This window comes from Paenibacillus sp. FSL R5-0517 (genome assembly GCF_037974355.1).
Taxonomy (GTDB): Bacteria; Bacillota; Bacilli; order Paenibacillales; family Paenibacillaceae; genus Paenibacillus.
Genome location: NZ_CP150235.1, coordinates 6,309,832 through 6,334,699 on the forward strand (window position 1 = coordinate 6,309,832; position 24,868 = coordinate 6,334,699).

Annotated in this window: 16 protein-coding genes; 4 read left to right on the plus strand and 12 right to left on the minus strand. The window is 47.7% G+C overall.

The genetic code is table 11. The annotated features are described in order from the left end of the window. Positions 1 to 26: 26 nt before the first annotated feature. Positions 27 to 527, minus strand: coding sequence for a GNAT family N-acetyltransferase (locus MKX40_RS28240; protein ID WP_339238304.1), 501 nt, complete (start codon positions 525 to 527; stop codon positions 27 to 29). A 268-nt stretch (positions 528 to 795) separates the two neighbouring features. On the opposite strand from MKX40_RS28240, the gene MKX40_RS28245 reads away from it, so the two are divergent. Continuing rightward, positions 796 to 2,001, plus strand: coding sequence for a methyltransferase domain-containing protein (locus tag MKX40_RS28245; protein WP_339238306.1), 1,206 nt, complete (start codon positions 796 to 798; stop codon positions 1,999 to 2,001). A gap of 83 nt (positions 2,002 to 2,084) precedes the next feature. On the opposite strand, the gene MKX40_RS28250 is transcribed toward MKX40_RS28245, so the two are convergent. Together MKX40_RS28250 and MKX40_RS28255 are read right to left on the minus strand one after the other, a co-directional pair. Further along, complete coding sequence (locus MKX40_RS28250; RefSeq protein ID WP_339238308.1) at positions 2,085 to 5,477, minus strand: cellobiose phosphorylase; 3,393 nt, start codon at positions 5,475 to 5,477, stop codon at positions 2,085 to 2,087. A gap of 162 nt (positions 5,478 to 5,639) precedes the next feature. Continuing rightward, positions 5,640 to 6,629, minus strand: a complete 990-nt coding sequence (locus tag MKX40_RS28255; RefSeq protein ID WP_339238310.1) for a LacI family DNA-binding transcriptional regulator — start codon at positions 6,627 to 6,629, stop codon at positions 5,640 to 5,642. A gap of 542 nt (positions 6,630 to 7,171) precedes the next feature. Between MKX40_RS28255 and MKX40_RS28260 the strand changes: the two genes are divergently transcribed. The 3 genes from MKX40_RS28260 to MKX40_RS28270 all read left to right on the plus strand — a co-directional run bounded on the left by MKX40_RS28260 (position 7,172) and on the right by MKX40_RS28270 (position 11,755). Continuing rightward, positions 7,172 to 8,818 (plus strand): ABC transporter substrate-binding protein, encoded by a 1,647-nt coding sequence (locus MKX40_RS28260; protein WP_339238312.1) that lies wholly within the window; start codon positions 7,172 to 7,174, stop codon positions 8,816 to 8,818. 110 nt (positions 8,819 to 8,928) lie between these two features. Then, positions 8,929 to 9,957: an ABC transporter substrate-binding protein gene (locus MKX40_RS28265; protein WP_339238314.1), complete on the plus strand. Its 1,029-nt coding sequence runs from the start codon at positions 8,929 to 8,931 to the stop codon at positions 9,955 to 9,957. An 85-nt stretch (positions 9,958 to 10,042) separates the two neighbouring features. Then, positions 10,043 to 11,755, plus strand: coding sequence for an ABC transporter ATP-binding protein (locus MKX40_RS28270; protein ID WP_339238316.1), 1,713 nt, complete (start codon positions 10,043 to 10,045; stop codon positions 11,753 to 11,755). A 90-nt stretch (positions 11,756 to 11,845) separates the two neighbouring features. On the opposite strand, the gene MKX40_RS28275 is transcribed toward MKX40_RS28270, so the two are convergent. From MKX40_RS28275 to MKX40_RS28315, 9 genes are all read right to left on the minus strand, one after another. Beyond that, positions 11,846 to 13,426, minus strand: coding sequence for a hypothetical protein (locus tag MKX40_RS28275; RefSeq protein WP_339238318.1), 1,581 nt, complete (start codon positions 13,424 to 13,426; stop codon positions 11,846 to 11,848). A 200-nt stretch (positions 13,427 to 13,626) separates the two neighbouring features. Continuing rightward, positions 13,627 to 14,916, minus strand: coding sequence for an ABC transporter substrate-binding protein (locus tag MKX40_RS28280; protein WP_339238320.1), 1,290 nt, complete (start codon positions 14,914 to 14,916; stop codon positions 13,627 to 13,629). Beyond that, complete coding sequence (locus MKX40_RS28285) at positions 14,913 to 16,670, minus strand: sensor histidine kinase (RefSeq protein ID WP_339238322.1); 1,758 nt, start codon at positions 16,668 to 16,670, stop codon at positions 14,913 to 14,915. Before MKX40_RS28285 ends, MKX40_RS28280 begins: the two co-directional genes overlap by 4 nt. Before the next feature lie 92 nt (positions 16,671 to 16,762). Then, positions 16,763 to 18,412: an ABC transporter substrate-binding protein gene (locus MKX40_RS28290; protein WP_339238324.1), complete on the minus strand. Its 1,650-nt coding sequence runs from the start codon at positions 18,410 to 18,412 to the stop codon at positions 16,763 to 16,765. Positions 18,413 to 18,439: 27 nt separating this feature from the next. Beyond that, complete coding sequence (locus MKX40_RS28295; RefSeq protein ID WP_105600198.1) at positions 18,440 to 19,309, minus strand: carbohydrate ABC transporter permease; 870 nt, start codon at positions 19,307 to 19,309, stop codon at positions 18,440 to 18,442. Between the two features lie 15 nt (positions 19,310 to 19,324). After that, the gene (locus MKX40_RS28300) at positions 19,325 to 20,290 is read right to left on the minus strand and encodes an ABC transporter permease subunit (RefSeq protein ID WP_339238325.1); all 966 of its coding nucleotides are present in this window, start codon (positions 20,288 to 20,290) and stop codon (positions 19,325 to 19,327) included. 237 nt (positions 20,291 to 20,527) lie between these two features. Then, positions 20,528 to 22,075 carry a response regulator gene (locus MKX40_RS28305; RefSeq protein WP_339238327.1) on the minus strand — a complete coding sequence of 516 codons (1,548 nt, stop codon included), beginning with the start codon at positions 22,073 to 22,075 and terminating at the stop codon, positions 20,528 to 20,530. A 270-nt stretch (positions 22,076 to 22,345) separates the two neighbouring features. Beyond that, positions 22,346 to 23,260 (minus strand): class I SAM-dependent methyltransferase, encoded by a 915-nt coding sequence (locus MKX40_RS28310; protein WP_339238329.1) that lies wholly within the window; start codon positions 23,258 to 23,260, stop codon positions 22,346 to 22,348. Positions 23,261 to 23,462: 202 nt separating this feature from the next. After that, complete coding sequence (locus MKX40_RS28315; protein WP_339243223.1) at positions 23,463 to 24,686, minus strand: MFS transporter; 1,224 nt, start codon at positions 24,684 to 24,686, stop codon at positions 23,463 to 23,465. Positions 24,687 to 24,868: the final 182 nt, after the last annotated feature.

Sequence of the window (24,868 nt, forward strand, 5' to 3'; positions counted from 1 at the left end):
GTTGTTCCTCCTCCTCAGCTACGTTTCTATTTGGTTTGGATAAAATAACCCATAAGAATGTCGTCCACATCCTTGCCCCCGATATAAAACTCGGACACCAACCTGCCTTCCGTCACAAATCCACACTGGGTATAAAACGTAATCGCTCCCGGATTGCTAGAGAGCACGCGCAGCCTGAGCTTACGAACGCCTTGTTGGGCCGCATGCTGCTTGATAGCATCCATCAAAGCAGTAGCGATACCACAACGCCGATCATGAGGATGAACTGCAATATGAATCTCGTAAACGTGACGGTTGACGGGCATACCTGTCGCTGGCTGAAAGCCCACATAACCACATACCCGCTCTCCCTGCACCGCAATCAATTGGTTGCCTGGCGGACAATACTGCAGGTATTGCTGTCTGGAGCGCCATTGCATCGGTGCAGGAGAGGTGTATTTGTCCCATACCAGGGTGTCCAATTCCATTAGCTGGGCTGCATCTTTAATCTCGGATGGACGAATCGTAAATGTATGGCTGGTAAGCATAATGATTCAACCTTTCGTGCTATAGTCGACAACGCTGTACGTTACAACGTCGGGGGAAGTTAATAAAGGTAAGAAACGTAGGAATACGTTGTTCGTTGGCTTCACTGTCTACCTATATTCGCTCTATATATTGTAGCATAGCCTCAGCTTTGACTAAAATTCCACTCCTTGATGAACGAAATTCGATCTTTACCATTCAAAAAATGAAATAAACACTTAACCTTGCCGTAACGTCATGGTTTATACTGATTCGATAAGGAGGGGATGCATGATGAACATCAAAGAAGCAGCAAGCAGGCTTGGTATATCGGCGAGAGCTATTCGCTTTTATGAAGAAAAAGGATTAATTCGACCCGCCAAACAGTCCAGTAACAGGTATCGCACATACACTGAGAATGATATCTGGCGGCTTCAGACCATTGCTGCGCTGCGTGAGATTGGCATGTCGTTACAGGATATTACACACGCGCTCGGAGAGATCGATCAAGGGAACCAGCAGCGGCTGGAAGAATATTTGGAGCTGCAACAGGCTGTCATGTATGCCCAGTGGATTGAGCTCAAACGTATGATGGATACCACCCAGCGTATGATTGACCTGAATCGTCAGGAAGGACCGCTGGATGTCAGCCATCTGCACGACCTAGCGGACAGTGCCCGACGTCTGCGCGAAGCACGGCAGAACTGGCATGATCGGTGGAATTATGACACCCAGGCAGCCATCCATGATCAGCGAGTGCAGGCAGAAAGCAGAGTCACTGCTGAACAAGGACCAACAAGCTCAAAGGCCAAGCATCATTCGGACAACGCCTCGCCTATAAGCGATGAGCATGGAGTTCCACATCCACACCATCATGCAGATCATTCCACGCCGAGCGATTCCAATGACAAGGTACAGTCTTCCTTTTATCTGTATCACAACTATGACGAAGCGCTAGAACAGACAGCTCATTGGATCTCTCCCGCCCTTGGTGAGAAAGGACTCGATATTGGTACAGGTACGGGTAATTTGGCTGGGATACTGCTACAAAACGGCGCTGACATGACTGCAATCGACCAGTCCCGGGAGATGCTTCGCAGATGTCGTACCAAATATCCGGAGATGCATGTGAAACTTGGTAATTTCCTGGCCTTGCCGTTTGTGGATCAATCTTTTGACTTTGTCGTATCCAGCTTTGCCTTCCATCATCTGAGTCCAGATCAGCAACTACTGGCCTTACAGGAGATGCAGCGAGTTCTAACCTCGCGCGGACGCATCGGTCTAACGGATCTGATGTTTGTCGATGCTGCTCACCGCGAGGCGTATGTCCGTGAAGCTGAGTTGTCAGGAAACGAGGAACAGTTGCGTGCCTTGCGCGAGCGTCACTTCCCTCTGCTGGATGAGCTATGCGGATGGCTGGAACAACAGGGCTACGTCACAAAACATGTGCGGCATAATGAGCTGTTACATACGTTGCTGGCGGTTCCGCTGCGGTGAGCAATACATTATGAGCATATGCCAAAAAGGCCATCCCCCCTTGAATAAAGGAGGATGACCTTGGTGTACATCATGCTACGAAATTACATATAAATATCAACGATTGTGCGCTCAGTCGCACTGCGTGCCTGTCTGAACTCATCAAGCGAGATGCAAACCCCGCCCTGACGGTAACGGTTCGCTGTACGCTCGGTACGAATGTCCTTGCCATTCACCGCTACACGACTCACAGCACCTTCGTTCAAGTGATAGATAAACGTCACTGGCTCACCTGCATACTCGAATTCGAATTGCATGCCGTTCAGCTCAGCTGGCAATACCGGGTCAATGACCAGATCGCCGCCCTCTTGACGAATGCCAAGCGCATTGGAGATCAGCTGGTTCATGTAGATTCCAGGGCCGCTGGAGTAGATTCTCCATCCGCCTTTCACTTGTACAGTCCCTTTACGAAGCTGGTCGAAATGCTCCTGTGCCTCGTAACGCGTATTGAACTTGCCGTCGGAACTACTGAAGTACGAGTTCGCTTGACGAATCTCCGCGTTAGGCACAACCTCTCCGATGCCAACCGGGTTGATCATCGCAAGACCATTCCACACCTGATCTGTCTTGCCGAGCTTCGCCATCGCTTCCACGTAACGGATATGGGCGTGTACATATTGCAAACCAATCTCACGTCCGAAGTTGGATGCTTGCTCTGCACGTTTGAAGTGTGTGCTTACACCGCCAGCATATTGAGCCGGACGATTCATCAGACGCACGCCATCCGGGCACAGGAACTGTCCACGGATCAATGCGTAATGCGATTCTGCTTGCTCCGCATTCAGCAATTCACCGATCATGCTGCGCGTCATTGGCAACAGGCGATATTGAATGCCTGTCTCTGTGTCCGTTGGATGAAGCATCAGCTTCGCTTGGTCGGCTTCTTCCATGTACACAAAGCCCGGAATCACATCTGTGCCCAGCATGTAACGGTTAAAGTCCTCACGAATGCCTTGTGCGAGTACGTCAAGCTCCTTCGCAAAGTCTGCATCCTTGAATTTCAGCGCTTGCGAGAGCACATTCACGGACTGATACGTCAATGCCACAGTCCAACTGCTCACCATGTATTGCTTCAGCTGTGCATTGGCTGGTTGGAGCGTATCATCCCAGTCTCCATCTCCGTAGGAAGACAGGAACGTATCGTGCAGGAAGTGCGAACGGATATATTCGATCTCTTTTTTCGCGTGATCCAGTACCGTTGCCGTCTCTTCCGTGAAGCCGAAGCTATGTTTAACGGTATATGGTACTTTCTCATCCAGGATTGCATAATCGCGAGTTGCTGTCAGATAATCCGCCAGCACTTTCAGCGGCCATACGATGATATCGCCATGGCTTTCTTCCTGTTGAATTGCAAAGTATTTATCAAACATGAACCATTGCGGCCAGTTGCCATCATCTTCGTATTGGTGAGTATAGACCATTTTAATGATATCGCGAACTTGCTCATATTTTTGCGTTGCCATAAAGTACTCCACCGGACCTTGGCATACATCACGTGTACCCCAAGCCGCGCCGCCATACTGCTCCAAACCGTGAGGCACGGAGTAGTGAACCAGCATGTTGTGGGTGTACCACCAAGCCAGCGCATTTACTTTGAACAGATCCTCTGCACTCTGACCTTCTCCACGGGACAAACGGAACCCGTTCATCACACCTGCGAAGAACTCGCGATATGCCTGCACTTCCTCTTCAAAAGTCAGACTTGAGCTTGCTGCCGCGCCGCTATCCGCTTGACCTTCCAACACCCCTTGTACCTTCAGCGTCCATTCAGTACTCGCTTCCAGACTAAGTGTAACCAGCGATGCGGAACCACTGCGGATACCACTTGCCAGCAACGTCTCGTCACCTACATTGACAGCTGCGCCATCCACCGACATACGGTATTGCAGATCCGGATACGTTCCGGCACTAATCGCTTGTGGGTCAGCTTTGAAGATCAACGTATCGCCATCCTGCGTCATATGCAGCGGATACTCGTATTCATTCACATTCATCGTAATCTGGTTCGTTACCAGGTAACGGTATGCCTTACCACTTGTGGAGCATACGTTCATGCTTACTTCCGTCGAATGTGCACCTGTGTAATTGGTCACGATGATCGTGTCGGATTCGGTTTTGTAGATCCAGCGTGCATAGTTGAAGCCAATCTCGAACAGGGATGGCATTGTCAGCAGGCGATATTGTCCGTCCATTTCCACATAAATGCGTTGTCCTGCCGTCTTCGGCACGTTCAAGGCATTGCGGGCATTACTGATCATTTTATTAAAATTGGTGTTCCCAATAACGAGCTGTGAGTTGAAAATACCGTACATATACGATGTCGTTGTAATAACCTGAGCCCCAAGTTGCACGTTGCCACCACTCATCAGAATGTGACCGTGCGGACGCTCCACAAGTAATTCTTTTGCTTTCAGTACGATATGCTCATAGCTGCCTGTGAAGAAGGATAACAATTCCTCACCGTTGTGCTCTTCCTGATGACGATCAGGGAACAGATCATGAATCTCATCTTGCGTCAGATCAAGCGTTACCAGAGGTTCACCCAGGAAGGAGGACAGTTTCACCTGTTCCAACACGTCGCCATTTTCCACAGTGAGAGCCTGTACTTCATTCCAAGCTGCTGTAACTTCATCCCCGAATTCCAGTGCAGAGATTCCTTCGGCATGATTAGGCTTCGCCAGTCCATAGAAGACCACCTGAGCCTCTCCGTTTAGATTCAGCAGTTCCGATTGCAATGCGGTATAGGCAAATTCATACTGATACGTCTCATTCGCAAGTGTTGGGCGATTCAAGCTCTCTGGTTGATTCGTTTCCTTGTACGACAGACCGAAGAATTGGAATCCATCTGTGGAATAACCGATTGCTTTCGTCAGGGAACCTTGTTGCATATACGGAAATGCACCGCCCTGAGGCTGGTTTTGACGGGAACATACCACATACCCTTTCGCTTCATCTTGGAACACCGTATGGTCAATGTATTGTGACAGATAAGCTTCATTGCTGCGTACCGCCCCTGGATCAGCAAGACCCACATCCTGTCCATATACCACGTCTACGTTCTGTTGTTGTCCTGTGAGCTTCACATCCCAGAACCAAACACCTTGTGGTGTAGCCGTAAATACGACCTGATAGCCGATACCCTGTTCACTGCCTTTCGGCTGGACTGTGCCCTTCCAGATCAACTGGTTGTTGGACTGTGCTTTGCTTGTAATTACTTTGCTATTCGAACGTACACCGAGCAACGGGAACGAGCTGATGTTCTCTCCCTCGTGTACACGCAGGTACAGGTTGTTCAGAGATCCATCAATCTGGTTGCTGAGCAACTGGTTCAACATTGTTGTACCAGATGTCGCCTGGTATAGGTCGCCACTGTTCAAAAAGGTAAAGGATAACTCCCCGGCATTCAACCGGATCGGTTCATTAATCATCGTTGTCATAGGGTTCACTCCTTGAATTAGTATAAAATCGAAACGTTTCGATTAATCTGAAAAAGAATAGGGGCCTCTTCAAACCGGCCTTTTACAGCCCGTCCGGACGATAACCCCATCATTGAACTTTCACTTCAGCATGCAGGCATTTCCTTGGTTGTCAGACTCGGCCTAAACCGAACGTACAGAGCTGCGCTCGATCAGATTAATCGTTAACGTATATGAAGGGTCAACCGCTTCGCCATTGAGCATCTGGAATAACAGATGTCCGGCGAGCGACCCGGCTTCATGCTTCGGCTGGCGTATCGTTGTCAGCGGTGGACGAACATATTCCGACAACTGAATATCATCAAAACCGATTACGGAGATGTCATCCGGCACTGATATGCCACGCTCTTCCAATGCTTTCAGGCCGCCAATGGCCATCTCATCGTTACCGTAAAATACCGCTGAGGGAAGATCACCCTGCATCATCATCATCTTGGTAGCACTGTATCCACCCTCACGCACAAAGTTGCCGTTCAGACGCCATTTGGACTTTTCTTCAAGTCCCGCTTCCCTCATCGCTCGCAGATACCCTTGGTAACGGAGTGCATTGTCATACGAGTTGGATGGGCCACTGATATAAGCAATCTTCTGATGTCCAGACTGGATCAGATGGTTCGTGGCAAGATAACCGCCTTGCTCTCCATCCACTAGCACGTTGACCAAATGGTCACTCGACAGTTGACGATCCATCACAATGATCGGAAAGCGCTGTCCCGCAGATTCCACCAGAATATCATCATGGATGTTATGCGCCAGGATGATGGCTCCGTCTACTCTTTTTTCACGCAAAAATCTCACTGCCGTTGAATCCCGTCCACCCATGGAGCTGCACGCAATCAGGTCATACCCGTTCGTGAGGGCTACATCCTGTACACTACGGATCAACTCCGAGTAATACGGGCCTGACAGATCGGTCAGGATCAAAGCGATCGTGTTCGTCCGGCTGCGCTTTAGGTCCATGGCAAAGCCGTTCTTGCGGTAATTCAGTTCTCGTGCTGCCTCAAGCACCTTAGCCTTGGTCTTGGCACTAACCTTGCTATCCCCGCTCAGCGCATAGGAAGCAGTCGAGAGTGCTACACCTGCCAGCTTTGCCACATCCTTAATCGTTGCCATTCCACGTTCGCTCCTTCTAAACTAGAACAAATTCTAAGGTTATCTACATTTTATACGATACATGGTTGGAACAACCACTTCATCCTGTATTATCGTTTATTAATCTTTATACATATCATAGCTATGGATGTCAATCGAAACGTTTCGAGGTGTTCTCAAAAAAAATCCTTGTCTCCATCCTTACGGCACCATGGTTGAATGTGTCCCGTTCCAGTCCGTACCATTGTCCACACCATTCGTGATGGTTATGACACGTCTTTCAATCTGACGCGCTCTGGACAGTTTATGCCTAACGCAATGAAACTGGCAGTAAACGCCAGATTGAAACGTTTCGACATTTTCATTATAGTCGGTGTTGATAGCGATTTCAACCACTTTGTCCATTTTTCACAGAAAAAGTTGAATTGTCCAATCTGTCCATCCACGTCACTTCATTTATAGTATATACTGCATAATAGTCGAGATCCGAGAATTACGCCAGTATACAAAGGGCATGAATCGAATTATGCCCCTGCTGACATATGTAAGGAGACAGTTATCTAATGAATATTTCCAAGCCCACGTATCATCAAAAATCGCTGTCCCGCTCCATTTCCTTGCAGAAGATTCAGTCTGTACCGGTTGCCCTGTTCAAGCTGTGTCATCTGGTGCAGCTTCACGACCGCGAGGCATTCTCCCGCATAGATGAAATGTGGAACACACTTCATGTACTATACGTTGTTACCGCTGGTCAGGCCAGGATAATTAGTGCAGAGGGAAAACTCACATTAAATGCAGGATCCGCAGTCGTTCGGCAAGCCGGAAACCTGCTTCAGCACGAGAACAAGCGCGGCTCTCTGTCGCCCATACAGGGCATTGCGATTGCATTTGATTCCACTGAAAATGATCATCTGTCCTGGCCTTTCGGGTTACCAGCCCCCATTGTGAGCCGCAATCTCGCTGACAAGGCAGTAGAACTGGTCCAAGCCTGTTCGAAAGGTCAGGATTCCAGTCCTTTCAGGCCACATATGTTGTTCTATGAGTTACTGGACATCTTGCAAGATCATGTCACCCACTCTGCTCCTGAAGATCACTCCTGGCTCGATAACGTGCTCAGACATATCCATCAGATGTATACACATTCGCTGACCCGCGAACAATTGGCACGAGATGCCAATGTGAGTCCCGAGCATTTCTCGAGGGAGTTCAAGAAACATACTGGTCTTACTTTTGTTGAATATGTGACTCGTCTCAGAATCAGGATGGCCCAAGAGCATCTGTTGATCGCGAATCCTACGCTACAGGAAATTGCACAATTGACAGGCTACAGGGACACGTTCTATCTAAGCCGAAAATTCAAACAGATGGTTGGCTCAGCACCAACTCACTATCGGAAAATGCCCAAGAAGATTGTATCGTTGACTTACAACTATACAGCCTCACTTCTGGCACTGGGCCACACTCCTCACATGGGAGCGGTAGCAAGCTGGATGGAAGATAAATGTGGTGAACCTGGTCATGAGGGTCATGAAACATTTGAGCAGCATTCCGAATATGAGCTGGTTAAACATCCAGAGCTGATTGCAAATGCTCATCCTGATGTCATTATCGGATATGCACCACATCCCGGTTCAGATGAACTACGTGTAATCGCCCCAACCATTCTGATGCCCTTTGAGGAACTCGATTGGCAGGAGCAGCTTCTTCATCTGGGACGAGTTACCGGGCTTGAATCCAATGCACGGGGGTTATTAGATCGTTATCATCAACTTGAGCAAGAAGCCAATCATACGTTGGATCAATGGATGGAAGGAACACGCGGGTCCGCCGTTTGCATATTTATGATCGGAGAGGACGGCGCTTATATCTATGGTCATGGCTGGGGCAGAGCTTCCCATGTGCTGTATCAATCCCTTGGTTTCACCCCACCCTCACAGATGGTGCAGGATGGGCAGTTACTGACAGGGTACGTTCATGTTCCGTTATCCGAGATTCACTTGTATGCAGCAGATCACATGTTTGTTGCCTACCCTGAGGAACCCTCCGAGCGAGAAAAGCTGGATAACCTGCTGAATCAGGAATTCTGGGGTACCCTCTCCGCCGTTCGGGAAGGACGTGTATACGAGATCGATGCCGACACGTTCTACGGATTTGATCCTTTGTCCGTTATGAAGCAATTGCAGCATATCATGCATCACCTAACATCATAATTGTCCATGCGATAGTGATCATAGTTGTCCATGTACAAAACTCACGTCTTCCTCTATGTTATTAATGAGAATAATAATCATTATTGATTATACATAGGGGGAACAAGGATATGTTTGCTGCAAAAAAACGATTTTCCGGCTTGCTGCTTATGCTCGCCATCATTATGATTCTGGCTGCCTGTAGCAGCGGAACGGGCTCCACTGCCACCGAACAGACATCGGCAACGGGAGCTGAAACGACAACGGCCTCTTCGGAGACGAACACAGACACGTCGTCCGGTTCGGACAATTCGAATGCTACGCGAATCTACAAGTCATTAAGCGGGGATGTTGAAATTCCGGCTGAACCCAAACGGATCGTGACCGATATGTACGTAAGTGATCTGCTTGCACTGGGTGTGAAACCTGTTGGTGCTGTTCAATATTATTTGGAAAACCCGTTCTATGCAGATCAGGTGGAGGGCATTGAAAGCATCGGTGATCGGGCAGCGGTATCGATGGAGAAGGTCATTGCCATGAACCCGGATCTGATCATTACCTACTCTGACCAAGCAAGTGAAATTGAGAGTTATCAAAAGATCGCACCTACCGTAGTAATTCCTTATGGTACATTCACCAATGTACATGACGAAATTCGGGGATTCGGAGAGCTGATGAACAAATCCGAAGCAGCCGAAGCTTGGCTGAAAACGTACGACGAACGGATTGAAGCCGCTCGTGCCAAGGTGAAAACTGTCATCAAACCGGAGGAAACCTTCTCCATCCTTGAAGTATCCGACAAGAGTTATTATGGATATGGAGATAATTTTGGTCGAGGCGGACAAGCGGTCTATAGTGCTTTGCAACTTGCCCCACTCGAAATCACCAAAAAAGAACTGATGGGTGACACCCAATGGAAAGAGATTTCGCGTGAAGTTGTTGGTGATTATGCAGGGGATCATATCTTCTTGACCGTCGGAGAGAACAATAAAAATTACCAAGGCGACTCCATCTGGCAATCCCTGCCGGCTGTGAAAAACAATCAGGTGTACGAATTGCTGGAAGACCGTTACTGGTACTTCGACCCGATTGCAATTCAAGGTCAGGCTGAAGAATTCGCCGATATGATCGTAGAACGTGCGGAGCAAAATCGCAAATAACATAAGCATGAATACAGGTGTCCGGACAGGCTGATTTAGCCTGCTCGGGCATTTGTGTCATATTGAGAATGAGGAGGACTTACATATGCTTCGCCGTTTCATGTCTTATTATCGTCCTTACAAAAGGCTCTTTATATTAGACTTCTCCTGTGCCATCGCCGCCGCGCTGCTCGAGCTGGCCTTTCCACTTGCCGTTAACCGGGTAGTCGATCAACTGCTTCCGGCTGGCAATTGGTCCATGATCTTGGCGGCATGTGCCTTTTTGCTCGGCATCTACCTGCTCAGTTCCTTTTTCCATTATGCCGTCACCTATTGGGGCCATAAGCTCGGTATTAACATCGAATCCGATATGCGTAGAGAACTGTTCACACGTGTACAGAAGCAGTCCTTCCGCTTCTTCGACAACAATAAGACCGGGCATCTGGTCTCCCGTATGACCAACGATCTGATGGATATTGGTGAGATCGCGCATCACGGACCTGAGGACTTATTCATTGCCTTCATGACACTCGCAGGGGCTTTCGGTATTATGCTGGGGATCAACTGGCAGCTCGCTGTGATGACGTTTATCATTGTGCCGCTGATGATCTACCTGTCACTGTATTTCAGTCGCAAAATGTCCAAAGCATTCAAGCGCATGTTTGCAGATATCGCCGATTATAATGCACGGGTAGAGAACAATGTGAGCGGCATCCGTGTGGTTCAGGCTTTTGCCAATGAAAAGCATGAAGTAGGCCGTTTCGTTGAGAACAACGAACGTTTCCGACTGACAAAACTAATCACCTACCGCATTATGGCCTGGAACTCTTCACTTAGCTTCATTCTGATGAAATTTGTATCCCTGTTTGTACTGGTATGTGGAACCTGGTTTGTCATCCAAGGAAGTATGACTTACGGGGAGTTCATCGCTTTTGTAATGTTATCCAATGTATTCCTTGGACCAATCGAGAAGATTAACTCCGTCATTGAGACGTATCCCAAAGGCATCGCCGGTTTCAGACGTTATCTGGAGCTGCTTGAAGCTGTACCGGATGTAGAAGATACACCTCAGGCAAAACCAATTTCGGATGTGAAAGGCGATATTGCCTTCTATAACGTCACCTTTTCTTATGGAGAACATAAACCCACGTTGTCTGAGGTCAACCTTAATGTTCAGGCAGGCCAGACGGTTGCTCTGGTTGGACCCTCAGGAGGAGGCAAAACGACGCTATGCAGTCTGATCCCACGTTTCTACGATGTGGATGCGGGACATATCTCCATTGATGGCATTCCCGTGAAGGACATGACGCTGGAATCACTGCGCTCCCATATCGGGATTGTGCAGCAGGATATTTTCCTGTTTGACGGAACGATTCGTGAAAATATTGCATACGGCAAGCTGAATGCTTCCGATGACGAAATCTGGCAAGCCATTCGCCGGGCCCAACTGGAAGAACTGGTACAATCCCAGCCAGACGGACTAGACACCATGATTGGTGAACGTGGCGTAAAACTCTCCGGCGGACAGAAGCAACGTCTATCCATCGCAAGAATGATCCTGAAGAACCCGCCTATCCTCATTCTGGATGAAGCCACCTCCGCACTCGACACCGAGACGGAAGCTGCCATTCAACTGGCCTTGTCCGAGCTGGCTCAGGGACGTACAACTTTGGTGATTGCTCATCGACTAGCAACTATTAGACATGCGGATCGCATCGTGGTAGTGGAGAACGGCAGCGTTGCTGAACAAGGAAGTCATGAAGAGCTGCTCGCACGTAAAGGCTCGTACAGCCGACTGCATCAAGCCCAGTTTGGTTAAGTAGCATGCCCTAACAATAGCAACCATCGAAAAAACCAAATAAAGAGTAAAACAACCTTCCCTCTGCAAACGAGGTGAAGGTTGTTTTATTCATTTCAGATATCCTTTGGATTTCCAGAATCGCTTCGCAAATGATTCAGCAGCGTACGGTGGCTCCCCATTCAGTAGATCCTCATTCGCTTGAATGAGCACTTTGCGTCCACGTTCCAGCAATTGAACGGCATGCAGTAACTGAGAGCCGCCAATATAATGAATTTCAAGCAACAACGGTTCTTCTTCCTCATCCTCGTTATTCTGAGCCGAGTATTCGATCAACACACTTTCCGAGCCGTCCGCATGTTGGTGCAGGGTATAATAGTATTTCTCCACCTGCGTCTCCCCTTGAGCATCCACATACTCTCTTCCAATACGTAGCAAGGCTGGCTGGGGAACACCATTAGACATCTGACCTGCTTGTCGAAATGCAAAATATAACTCTCCAATCCACAGTCCGTGCCGATCATCATCATAATAATCGTCATATGGCTCCACGACAGGCAGTGCTAATAAATCATGGATCAGTTGGTGCGAAATTAAGGAACGGGCATACTGAACATTCGATACAGACTGCAACAAGGTATTCCATCCTTGCTCGTTTAACTGCTGAATATCAGCAGGTGAGTTCTCCGAGAATACATTCCATTCCGAATTCTCATTGTGCAGATAACGATATGCCCCTGAGATCATCCAGACAGGTTTACCCTGCTGTACGATATGTTTATCAGGAGAGTTGGAACCTTGATCTGATGGCTCCATCTTAAGCAACAATGCACAATTGTGGTCATCCTGAAAATACAGACTGCGGAAATACCCCTCCGTATGCTCATCTCCATAGACGGATGCTCGGCAAAATTGCTCGTCCAACCAAAATTCATAGCTGTTCAGTAACTCATCCTCCTCTCTTACAGGCAACAAAGATGGATGAGTAAGACGCTCTATGTTCTCAGCGGTAACCCGATGATCTTCGAACCAATCCGGCACATCTGGCTCTGATTGTTCAGCATGAATGTACTTTCGGTTGATTACAGGTTGTCCTTGCTGCAGCCTCCTTAACATTTCTTCTCGCCAAGGAAACGGCTCTGTATCTTCATCAATCACACATTCAGGAACCAATAACGTCAACATGTCAGAGCCCCGCCATGGTCCGAGATCCTCCCATTCTTCTAGCTGACGCTTCACATTACGCTGTCCTTGAACCTGAATCTTATATTGCTCGGTACTTACCAGCAATCCACCTTCTACATTCCCTCTCACTGTCAATTCTCCATGATTATAATCCCCCCAGAACATATCCTCCACATAGAGATTACCTGTAATATATATTTCCTGCCCACCCACGATCATATAGGGCGTTATGAGATTCCCAAGTACAACCAGATTGGAACTGGCCGCGTCGGAACTTGTATTTCCAATATAACGATCCACTGTCAGATTTCCGTCAACCAAGATCAAGAAAGGTCCTTCATCCAACAACAGTTCACTGATATGAAGATCGCCAGAATGTAACCATACTTCCTCGGCTTCAAATTCACCGTTGTGCGCTTCATTCTGAGTGTACATCCAACTTTTCTGAGGCAATTTCGTATGTATATCTGCAAAAGACACCTTGTGACCTATCTGATGTATGGACATATCCTGACACTCCTCATCCATTAATATATGGATAGAATCTATCTAATCTACAGATAGGACCACTACCCATTTTTATTATACTAGAGGAAATATACACCATACCATAACAAAAACCCTCATCCGAGTAGAATGAAGGTTGAGCTTGTGAACGACAACAGCTCCAAGCCTATTAAATACATATATGATCTAGTCCATTTTTATCACTTTCCACCCAGAATTGCGTTTGCCTGCTCACGGAAAATTTTCGCCGCCTGCTCAGGTGTAATTTTGCCAAACAACAGCAGATCATACAACTCCCGCAGCACCGCAGTGACCTCGGGTGCACCTACAGGATCAGGCGGGTCCATCTGACTGCTGTGATCGGCAACCCAATCAATATAATCAAACACCTGCGCCAGCTCCGGTTCAACCACCAGCTTCATCCGCTCTTTGACACGGGATGAGACAGGCACACCCCGCTCTCCTTTCAGCAGCAGATTGGCATCCAAATCATTTACAAAAAAGCTGATGAACTTGGCCGCCTCCTCCTTATGTCTGGAATTGCCCGCGATGGAGAAAAACATGCCAGGCTTCAAAAACAACCCATCCTGGCTGTTTGGCCCAGGCATCGGGGATATCGTTAAGGGTTTGCCATAACGCTGAGTGGTGCTGATAAATTGGTTGGAATACCCCCAGCTAAACAAAGCCTCTCCCAGATAAAACGGGTCGTTGTCGGGTTGGCCAATGTCGGATGTCCAGATATCCGGTGCAAAAATAAGTTTCTTCTCCGCGAGCTGCTGCATCCTGCCAAAGTAATCAATAAACAATCCATCATCCTCATAACCCAAACTCTTGCCATCCTCGGCGTATAGCTTGGAACCATACTGTCTCAAGTAATACGCAAAAAACTGTTCCGGCGTGAAATAAGTTCCCAGATAAATGCCTTTCCCCAGCAATTGCTCGCCCATACGGTCAAAATCCGCCCATGTCCACGTATCCGTTGGCAATTCAATATCATTGGCCTTCAACACTTCCGGATCATAGATGCTAAGCATGGCGTTAACCCCCAAACTGAGACCATAGGTTTTGCCATTCAGGCTACCACTCTCCAGCTGTTCCTTCTCAATATCTGTCGTGTCAATCAGTCCGTTCTGCATGTACGGCGTCATATCCTCCAACAGTTGCAACGAGCTGTACTGGGACAGATAGGAGATGTCCATCTGGATAATGTCGGGCAACGCATTTCCTGCTGCATGTGGGGCAAGTTTTCTCCAGTACTCGTTGAAGCTGCTATATTCGTATTCAATGTTTACATGTGGGTTCAACTTTTCATACAGATCGATAACGGCGATTGTTGCATTGTTGCGAAACTCCCCACCCCACCAAGCGATTCGCAGCGTTATCGGCTCTTCGTCAACGATCATGCCTGGCCTTTGATCCAGTTGGCTCACGCAGCCAGGAAGAGTCAGCAGAAGACAGATCATGCCTATGGATCGCAATAATCTTCTCATGGCCTATCCTCCTTACCTGGTGATGGGGGTGGCAGCAGCACCGTTACTCTCGTTCCAAGCCCCGGCCTGCTCTCCAGCAGAACATCATATTCTTCGCCAAAAGCCAGACGTACCCGCTCCCTGATATTCAGCAAACCAATACCTGTTCCTCTGGTCTTCACTTCACCACGCAGCACTTGTTCCACATATTCGGGTTCCATACCGGGACCGTGATCCTCCACGATCAGGGCCAGCTTGCCACCTGAAATCTCGGCACACACTCGAATCAGACATGATCCAACCTGTGGTTCCAATCCGTATTGAATGGCATTCTCCAGTAATGGCTGTAGGGTTAACTTGGGAATGGCACATTCCAGATAAGGAGCGGGCACATCCAAGCGAAAATCCAGCCGCTGCCGGAAACGGTAGGTCTGAATGGTGATATAATGGCTGACGATCTCCAGCTCTTCGGCAAGGGTGATGATATTTTGCCTGAAGCTGATGGAGGAGCGCAGTAAATACCCAAGTGACAGCACCATACTGGAGATTTGCTCCTGCCTGTTCTTTTTGGCGAGCCAATGGATTGAATCCAGTGCATTATACAGGAAGTGTGGATTGATCTGCGCCTGAAGCGCCTTAAACTCCGTTTCTTTAATGACCAGCTGGCTTGCATAATTTTCTTTGATCAATGTATTGATATGTGTAATCATCATTCGATACGTGCGCTGTAATAACCCCAGTTCATCCATGTGCTGGTGTGTTGGAATGGACAGATTGGCATCCATATTCTCCAGATCCCCATACTGAACCTCCTTCATCTGACTGATGAGCTGCCTGATCGGCCTTGTCAGACTGCGTGCGAACACCATACCAAGCGCGAGGACAACCAGAATGGCGATAAGATATACGACAATCAAACTATTCTTCAACCATATGATACGTTCAAAAATCTCATCATAAGAGGCCATATTATAATAAACCCAGCCGGTATAGGCGGATTTTTTCTGGGAAAGGAATATCTCCCTCCCATCCAGATTTTTGACCTCATATCCTCCACTGCCTGGAAGAGGATTCAGTCCTGCGGACACCGCATCTGGAAGCTCGCGATAAGGATAGACCACCTCACTGCCTGCTTTTAAAATAATGTCACTGTCCCGGCTGTCCATGCCCGCATACTCCTCAACGAGTCGCTCAATATTAATACGCAGAAACAGTATGCCTACCGGTTCCAGGGTCATCGGTTCGTAGGCTCGCACCTGACGCACCATAACCAGCATCGGGTCATCGTCATCCGGGTACAGCCAGCGTACTGCACCATTGGCCTGCTCCGCAGCCTCAATCATCCGATCATATTTTTCAGGGGATACGGTTAGTGTTTCGCCATATTTATTCACTCTTCCTCTGGAATCAATCAGATGAACGGACTGCACATATCGTGCAGCCCCACTAATATGCTCCCATAGCCGATCTGTGATCTTCTTCCGTTCAATAAAGCTTGAATATGCGCTATCATCATCCAGCAAAGACTTCAAGGCCCTCTGAATCTGTGTATCAGAGATCATGTTTAGTGATAACGCTTCCAACTTCTGAAGTTCAACATCCACTGTAGACGAGGAAAGGTTCAGAAGACGAGACGACTTATCAAACAGCTGTTTGTCATACACCGAATACGTATAGTACAAGGAACCAAATGCCAGGATGATGATAAACGCCATCATGACCATGATCATCAGAAACATTTTCATTTTGATGCTGAGCTTACGGTAGGCTGTCATGACCAAAGCGCTCCTTTGAACCACGTGATACTACTAGGTATATCACATACAGGAAGGTTTTCCCAAAGTTTTAGCGCTCGATGTCTCACTGTTTATTTGGACTGATATCGGTCATAGGCCGCCTGATGAACCTCAATCGCCCGCTCAATGTCCATGCTCTTGATGGTTTCGGTCATCTTGTCAAATTCAGTGATCGGCTTCTGTCCGCTAATGATGGCTGTCATCGTCTCATTCAAATACGTATTCACCTGGCTCATGATGGACGTACTTGTGGTTACCTCTTCTGTAGACAAGCGAATTGGTGGGAGTGTTAAAGCCGAGCTTGCTTTCATCCATTCCGCATTCGCTGCACGCTGTCCATCGTCAAATAATAAGGCATCCAGGTAACGGCTATCCTGATTGATTGGACCGTCCATAATGGACAAGGCATAGGAAGCCAATGCCTGATCATACGTCAGACCGTTTGCATTATCAATGATGGTATCGGTGAATTTCACACCGTCTCCGTCCCGAACATAACTGTCATTCTCGATACCAAAGTTGAACAGATCGCTACCCTCTTCGCTATAGTTGTAGTCCATCCATTGCACAATATATTTCAGTTTGTCTTCGTCTGCAGAAGCCGTAATAGCCTCACCATAACTTAGGACCTTATTCTCCAGATTGAAGGTAGCATACGAAGTTCCATCCGGAGATACGGGCCACGGTACACCGGTTACGTTAAAGTTCGGATCGGTATCTCTCATCAGATTGAAGTATTTTCCCATACCACTGAACACACCGCCCTGATATGCGCCTGCCAGATTGCTGGTGACTTTATAGTCGAACGCTTTGCCGTCATTCGTCATGATCTCGGGATCAATCAGCCCTTCCTTGTACCACTTGGCCATGGTCTCCAGGAAATCACGATAACCCGGCTGAATCGGTCCGAACTCCACCTTGTCTCCATTCAACTGGAAGCCACCGATGACACCAAAGGCCGCCGCAAAATCATGGAGCTTGGTCAGGTTGCCCGGTCCCCAGTTTCCGGTGAATGGCAGCTCATCTGGCTTGCCATTGCCGTTAGGGTCCTGTTCCTTGAATGCCTTGAGTACCGTATACCACTCATCGATATTGGTAGGTACCTTGAGATTCAGTTTATCAAGCCAATCCTGGCGCATAATCAAACCGGAAGTGGCATTCAGCTTCAATGCATCCAGCTTCAGCAGTGGGAACATATAGATCGTTCCATCGTCGAGTGCAATCTGTTTCTTCACATCCGGATCGGATTCTATGATCCGCTTCAAATTCGGTGCATAACTGTCGATCAATTCATTTAACCGGATGATTCGTCCGTCCTTGATCATTTTTTCCGGTCCGCCAACCGCATCTGCCCAGTTATAATAAATGACGTCCGGCAGCTCCTTTGTGGAGATCAACAGATTGAATTGGTCACGCTGTTGTCCAAGCGGAGGATGTGTGAACTTCACCTGGATGCCCGTCAACTTCTCCTTCTCCTTGTAAGCCGCCATATCGCCAAAGTTGTTCAAGGAAGCCGTCAGTTTGGCGTCATTGGCGCGCCAGTAGTCAATGGTAAATGGCTCATTTGTAATCGGTAGCGGTATCTCCGTCAAGGCCTGAACCGCAGGTTCTGTTCCTTCTGCTGGCTCTGCGTTACCTGGTTCATTATCCCCCGTACAGCCTGCCAGCAAAGACATGGTAAGTAGCGATGACAACAGAATAGACCCCATTCTTTTTTTCACACAATTCGCCTCCATAGGATACATTTTTTATTGTTTCACAGCACCGATTAGAGCGCCCTGAACAAAATAACGTTGGATGAACGGATACACCAGCATAATCGGCAGCGTGGAGATAATAATGGTCGCATATTTGATGTTCTCCCCAATGGCGAAGCCCGTATCAGCTCCAGCGCCCATGGCCTCTGTACTGCTGCTGATCAGAATATCCCGCATAATAATCTGGATCGGATATAACTCCTGACTGCGCAGGTAGAGCATCGGTCCGACATAATCATTCCAATGGTCAACCGCATAATACAGCATCATGACCGCCAGGATTGGTTTTGACAAAGGCAGTACGATTCGGAACAAAATCAGAAAGTCATTGGCGCCATCAAGCTTCGCCGATTCGATCAGACTGATCGGAATGCCTTCGAAGTTTGTTTTCATAATGAGGAAATAGAACGTACTGATGGCACCCGGAATAATAAGCGCGAAACGGGTATCCACCATGCCCAGATTCTGAATTAGCAGAAACGTCGGGATCATACCACCGCCAAAAAACATCGTGAACGTAATTAATTTCATCAACGTTTTTCTGCCCATCAGATCACTGCGTGATAACCCGTAGGCTGCCAGCGAAGTCATGAGCAGATTGATGGCTGTACCCACCACAACATAGAACAAGGTGTTCATATATCCCGTATAGATGCGAGTATCCTGAAATACCGACTTGTACGCTCCCAGCTGGAAACCTTCAGGAATGAGCATCAATGACCGGGAACGCAGCATCTGATCCGGATCACTGATGGAAGAATTGAACACGTACAGCATCGGGTAAAAGCATAAAATCATGATGACCAAGAGCAGCAGTGTATTGAATACATCAAAAACTCGTTCCCCTATAGACTGTTTCATCGCTTCACCTTCCAATTACCAGAGACTGGTTGAGTTAAGCTTTCTGCTGATCGCATTTGCGATGATGAGCAGCGCGAAATTAATGACACCGTTGAATAGCCCGATGGCGGTTGAATACGTATAGTTCCCCTCCAAAATTCCGGATCGATAAACAAAGGTGGAGATGACATCGGATGTCTCATAGGTCGGTGCCGTTTGCATCAGCAATATTTTCTGAAAATCAGCATTCATGACCGCCCCCATGCGCAGAATTAACATGATCACAATCGTTGGCATGATGCCCGGCAGTGTAATATGTAACAGCTGTCTCCAGCGGCCTGCACCGTCAATTTTGGAAGCCTCATACAACTGTGGATCAATGCCACTAAGTGCTGCCAAAAAGATAATTGAGGCCCATCCTGCCCCCTGCCATATGTTGGACAGAATGTACATCGGACGGAACATATCCTTCTCCGCCAAGAACATGATTGGCTGCAGATCGAAAAAGTCACGAATGACATTGAACAGTCCGCCATCCAGAGATGAGAACGTTTTCAACATTCCAACCACAACGACAACCGAGATGAAGTGCGGCATGTAACTGATCGTCTGCACCGTGCTTCTGAACCACTTTTTACGAACTTCGTTCAGTAACAGGGCCAGGATAATCGGAGCTGGAAAACCAAACACAATGCTGTAAAAACTCAAAATCAGCGTGTTCTTAATCAGTCGCCAGAAATAATAACTTTCGAAAAACATCGTGAAATTGTCAAATCCGACCCATTCGCCTGCCAAGATTCCTTTGATCGGGCTGTAGGATTCCTGAAATGCCATCAGCAGCCCGTACATCGGTCCATAGCTGAAAATCAGATAATAGGCTACAACAGGAACGAGCATCAGATATACGTATCTGTTGCGTACAAGCTCCTTTTTCACCGAACTCCATTTGCCAGCTGGCTTCAAACGCCCAGGTTCAATCCCCCGGCTTCGATTCAGCTCCATCCACTCAACCTCCACTCTCGATGTTCATTCATTCACTTGACACTTCTAATGATAGAATCGAGCGGCTTTTCTTCCCATGCTCATTTCCGTTAAATGCATGTTCAAAACCGAGTTCCGTCCGACAAAAAAAGACCCTGCTGCCGTTGACTGGCACACAGGGCGTGATCATAAATCAGATGTGAGTCGTATGTGGGTTCGGATATACAGGACGCTATGTAGAAGCGACAACAGCGCTGTCTAGGGTACTTTTTTATACTCGGAAGGGGAGAATCCCGTGTATTTCTTGAACATTTTGCTAAAATAAGGCCAGTTGGCACCAAAGCCCGTCTGTTCGGCAAGCGAGGATACCGTGCAGGTCCCGTCCTGCTCCAGAAGCTCCAACGCTTTGCGAATGCGGTAGCCTAACACATAGTTCGTAAATTTCTCACCGGTTTCTTTTTTGAACATTTTGCCAATGTAGTCTGGATTCATGTATATTTCTCCGGCGATGGATTGGAGCGTCAGAGTTTCGTCCCTGTAACGCTTCTCCACGATCTGCTTCACACTGCCCACCATCTGTGATTGTCTGGAGCGGTGTTGTTCGTAGCGGCGCAGCGTGATTTCCTTGGCAACGGCAAGCAGAAACTGTTGAAAAGAGTGCAGGGTGCTGGATTCAATCATGCCCGGCAGCTGATCCATATACCTTTTCATCTCGGCAGAGCCGCTGAGTCGAATCATTTCCATAAATATTTGAATAAGATAGGACTTCGTTTGAGAAATATCGTATCGCAAGCTGGCAAGCATCTGAAACATCCGGTTCAGCTCTGTTCCGACTTCCTGCCAGTGTCCAGCCTTCATCGCAGTAGCCATCCGCTCTGGATCATATTCGAATTCGGGAAGAGTACGCTCCCCGGGGGAGTAGACATCCCGCTCCATAATAAGACTGCCCTCACCAAGGTAGAAACGGTAATTGAGGTAAACCAGCGTCTGCATGTACAATTGCCGCGCCTGTGGAAGATCTCCTGGTTCGCTCAGGGCAATCGTAAGATCATCATGATAATATCGGGTAAATGTGGTGCGAATCTCATCGATATTACGGAACAACTGTGTTTCAGACAACTTGTCCTCCATCATCAATAACACATGACCTCCAACCGTGGTACTTAAGATCGGATTGTGAAAAATATCCTCGGCAATGTTCTTGACCGCGAACAAGTGCAAGTACTCATGATCCCCCTCAATCTCTACCAGCAGCAACCGCACACGCTGATCCTGAAACTGTACATCGAATAATTCCTCGAAATACTTCCATTCCTTGACCCCATAAGTTCTGTTGGTCACCAGTTCTTTCAGAAAATATTCCTTGGCATGCGGCAGTACACGCTCCAGATTATATTGGATCGATTGTACAAAACGCTCCTGATCAGTTAACTCCCGCTTCTCACTGACCAATTCACTGATAGCCTCGACGAGATGTTCTTCACTACAGGGCTTGAGCAAATAATGCTTCACCCCATACTGCATGGCGGTCTTCGCATATTCAAACTCCGTAAAACCCGTGAGCATGATAAATGAAATATGCTGATACTTCTCTGCCACAGCTTCAACCAGCTGTAACCCATCCATTCCCGGCATGCGAATGTCCGAGATGATGATATCCGGGCGCTGCCGATCGATTATAGCAAGCGCTTCCAATCCATCTTGAGCAATGCCGATCAGCTCTGTTCCTAATCGCGACCAGTTCACAACACTAGCGATCCCGTCCGAGATCATAAATTCATCATCGACCAACAAAACCTTGTACATCGTATGCAGCCTCCTGCCTTTAACCAGATCCATTCTATTATATGAGCATTATGCACAAATAGAGGGGAGCGCATGGAATGACATGGAATTGAACGATAACAAGTCTGATTTCTGAACAGTCCTGTCTCATCTCATCGTGAAAATCATTCACTAGCCGGCTATTGAAGCTGGTCTTTCTAAAGACAAAACAACCCTCACCCCGCTATAGGGTGAAGGTTAGCATCTACTATGCAAATACGGGCTATATTGGTGACCATACTTGGGATCGATTTATTTTTTTACTGCGTGAATGAAATGTATCGTTTCAAATGCACTTAGATGATCAATTCGATCTTGGAAAAACTGTTCCTGAATCGCCTCCGGAGTGAGATGCTCATAAATAAGCAACCCTGCTTCATCAAGCATGGCCTCCATCTCCACATATGCGTAGCCGGATTGCATAGGCTCACCGCCCTTTGCAGCCAATTTAACCATATTTTCAACCCGATTAAATCTCCCTTTTTCCTCAAAAAGGTGTTCATCTGCATAATCCAGAACTATAGAGCTTCCAGATGGCAGGTTCGCAAACACATGACGAATCACGTTAAATAGATCATTTTTGGGCAAATAATACGAAACCCCCAAGAGACTGGCCAACGTCTTACGTTTCTCCAAACCTTCAAGAGTCAAGCTGTCATTTGAAAGCTCTCGCGTAAAATCCATGGGTACAAAGTGAAGATTGTTCGGAACAGTCAGCTTCGCCTGCTTCAGCCGCTCCTTCTTGAATTGTTGTGTAGCCGGATAGTCCACCTCAATGATATCCAGCGTGTCCTCCAATTCCGGATGCCTCCAAGCAAACGTATCCATTCCGGCGCCAAGAATGACTACCTGCTTCAATCCCAACGTCACTTCATGCAAAAGTACATGCTCACAGTAAGCGGCTCGAGCCAGAGTTATTGGAGATAATTGTATCTGGGTTATCCATTTTAGAACCTTTTCCGGGTCGTCTTTGAGCTGGTGAGCCATATCCGTGTTGAAAAAATGAATGCCTTTAACCATGTTATTGCTGATATCTGAAAACTCTTGAGGAGTGATAAGGGCACTAGCGATAAAATCATTGAAAATAAGAGGTGTATCATGTTGGCAATGATAGGCTCGGCCAAAGGTCGAAATCAATGATGTGATACTGGATTCATTTTGCTTCATACTTATTCCTCCCGTACAAACAAAAATAAGATTCTCCCTGGCCAGGAGAATCTTATTATATACGGAATAATTTTATATGTAAATTATAGCATAAAAACATTTTTTTGTCAACCATAGTTTACGGATGAGCAGACAGATTAAAGTGGATTTACCGTCCACTTCAACCCGTTCTTCCGCATCCTGTTCAACCCGATTGGATCTGTTACGTATCCATCCCATACTCCTTCACTTCACGATTACGGTTCAACACCGCATGCAGCACAAAACCCATTACCGCAATTGCCGCTGTGCCCGTTGCCAGCCACGCGACAGGTATAAGTCCTTGCTTATCATACATGACCCCCATCGCATATGGGCCGATAACCCGTCCAACCGCACCGATTCCACCCGATATCCCGATGTAAAAAGGGGCCGCCCTGCCCGCGTGCTCCGAGATAAATGCAGGGGTTGCAGGGGAGATCAGCATCTCCCCAAACGTGGCGAGTACCATGGCAAGCACCATGCCTGGATAGCTGTACATGGTAATCATGACAATGTAGGCCATGCCATAGAACACCGCACTTGCGGTCATCTGGGCCGTTGAGGTACGGGCCATGGTCCGTTTCACCCAACTGGTGAAAGGTTGGCCTACAAAGATCAGCACCCCGTTCAGGGTCCAGAGCAGACCGTACATTCTTTTTTCCATCCCCTCAGAGATGATGTACGGTGACACACCTGTGTTCCAGATGGAATTGCCGAATAACAGGAACAGCACGCCCAAGCTCATAAACAGATATAATCGGGTATTGCCCAGCAATGCCCAGACGCCCGGCCCATCGGGGACGGTTTTGCGTTTCGTCAGATGTACTTCCCCCTGATCCGGTTCAACCCGCAACAGATAATACCAGAAGAACAGCGCAAATCCGGCTGAAGTCACTCCGTTCAGTACAAAGCTGAGGTGATAGGAAAAGTCAGCGAGAAAACCACTCAGTGCCGTACCAATCGCCACCCCGATATTGTTCGCTACATAGATAATATTGAATAATTCACCGCGTCGCTCCGCAAACCGGAAGCCGATAAAAGCCTGAATCGCTGGCAGCGACAATGAACTGAACAGACCGATCCAGCCCATGGCACATATAAATATAACCCAGTACGCGCTAATCCAGGGCAACGCAAACAAACCTAACGCATTCAGCGCCAGTGAGCCAATAATCAGCTTCTTCACGCCCACCCGATGGTACAGTGATCCTCCAAGCAATTGTCCGAAGATGCCACCCAGGGATTGAATAAGGATTACAAAACCCGCGTTAGCCATCGTTCGTCCTAGCTCATCAAACACATACATGGTGGTGAGCGGCCACATCAAGGCACTACCGGTTGCGTTAACCAGACTTGCCAGCAAAAAAACTTTCACTTCTTTTGGATAGTTATCCAGCCATCTCATCATCTCTAGTTCATTCTCCTTAATACGCTACAAAACGTGTCCCCATACCAAAAAAACCTTTGCCCTGACGGCATAACCAGCCAGAGCGAAGGCCTTTGGAAGTGTTGCCTGTATTGCTCTTTATATCCTGCTACATTCTGTTCTTTGTTCATCTTACCTCAAAAAAATCGCGCTGCAAGCAC

Bases quoted from the DNA above. Each gene is read 5' to 3' on its own strand.
- MKX40_RS28240 (WP_339238304.1), bottom strand. From the start codon at position 527: ATGCTTACCAGCCATACATTTACGATTCGTCCATCCGAGATTAAAGAT.
- MKX40_RS28245 (WP_339238306.1), top strand. From the start codon at position 796: ATGATGAACATCAAAGAAGCAGCAAGCAGGCTTGGTATATCGGCGAGA.
- MKX40_RS28250 (WP_339238308.1), bottom strand. From the start codon at position 5,477: ATGACAACGATGATTAATGAACCGATCCGGTTGAATGCCGGGGAGTTA.
- MKX40_RS28255 (WP_339238310.1), bottom strand. From the start codon at position 6,629: ATGGCAACGATTAAGGATGTGGCAAAGCTGGCAGGTGTAGCACTCTCG.
- MKX40_RS28260 (WP_339238312.1), top strand. From the start codon at position 7,172: ATGAATATTTCCAAGCCCACGTATCATCAAAAATCGCTGTCCCGCTCC.
- MKX40_RS28265 (WP_339238314.1), top strand. From the start codon at position 8,929: ATGTTTGCTGCAAAAAAACGATTTTCCGGCTTGCTGCTTATGCTCGCC.
- MKX40_RS28270 (WP_339238316.1), top strand. From the start codon at position 10,043: ATGCTTCGCCGTTTCATGTCTTATTATCGTCCTTACAAAAGGCTCTTT.
- MKX40_RS28275 (WP_339238318.1), bottom strand. From the start codon at position 13,426: ATGTCCATACATCAGATAGGTCACAAGGTGTCTTTTGCAGATATACAT.
- MKX40_RS28280 (WP_339238320.1), bottom strand. From the start codon at position 14,916: ATGAGAAGATTATTGCGATCCATAGGCATGATCTGTCTTCTGCTGACT.
- MKX40_RS28285 (WP_339238322.1), bottom strand. From the start codon at position 16,670: ATGACAGCCTACCGTAAGCTCAGCATCAAAATGAAAATGTTTCTGATG.
- MKX40_RS28295 (WP_105600198.1), bottom strand. From the start codon at position 19,309: ATGAAACAGTCTATAGGGGAACGAGTTTTTGATGTATTCAATACACTG.
- MKX40_RS28300 (WP_339238325.1), bottom strand. From the start codon at position 20,290: ATGGAGCTGAATCGAAGCCGGGGGATTGAACCTGGGCGTTTGAAGCCA.
- MKX40_RS28305 (WP_339238327.1), bottom strand. From the start codon at position 22,075: ATGTACAAGGTTTTGTTGGTCGATGATGAATTTATGATCTCGGACGGG.
- MKX40_RS28310 (WP_339238329.1), bottom strand. From the start codon at position 23,260: ATGAAGCAAAATGAATCCAGTATCACATCATTGATTTCGACCTTTGGC.
- MKX40_RS28315 (WP_339243223.1), bottom strand. From the start codon at position 24,686: ATGAGATGGCTGGATAACTATCCAAAAGAAGTGAAAGTTTTTTTGCTG.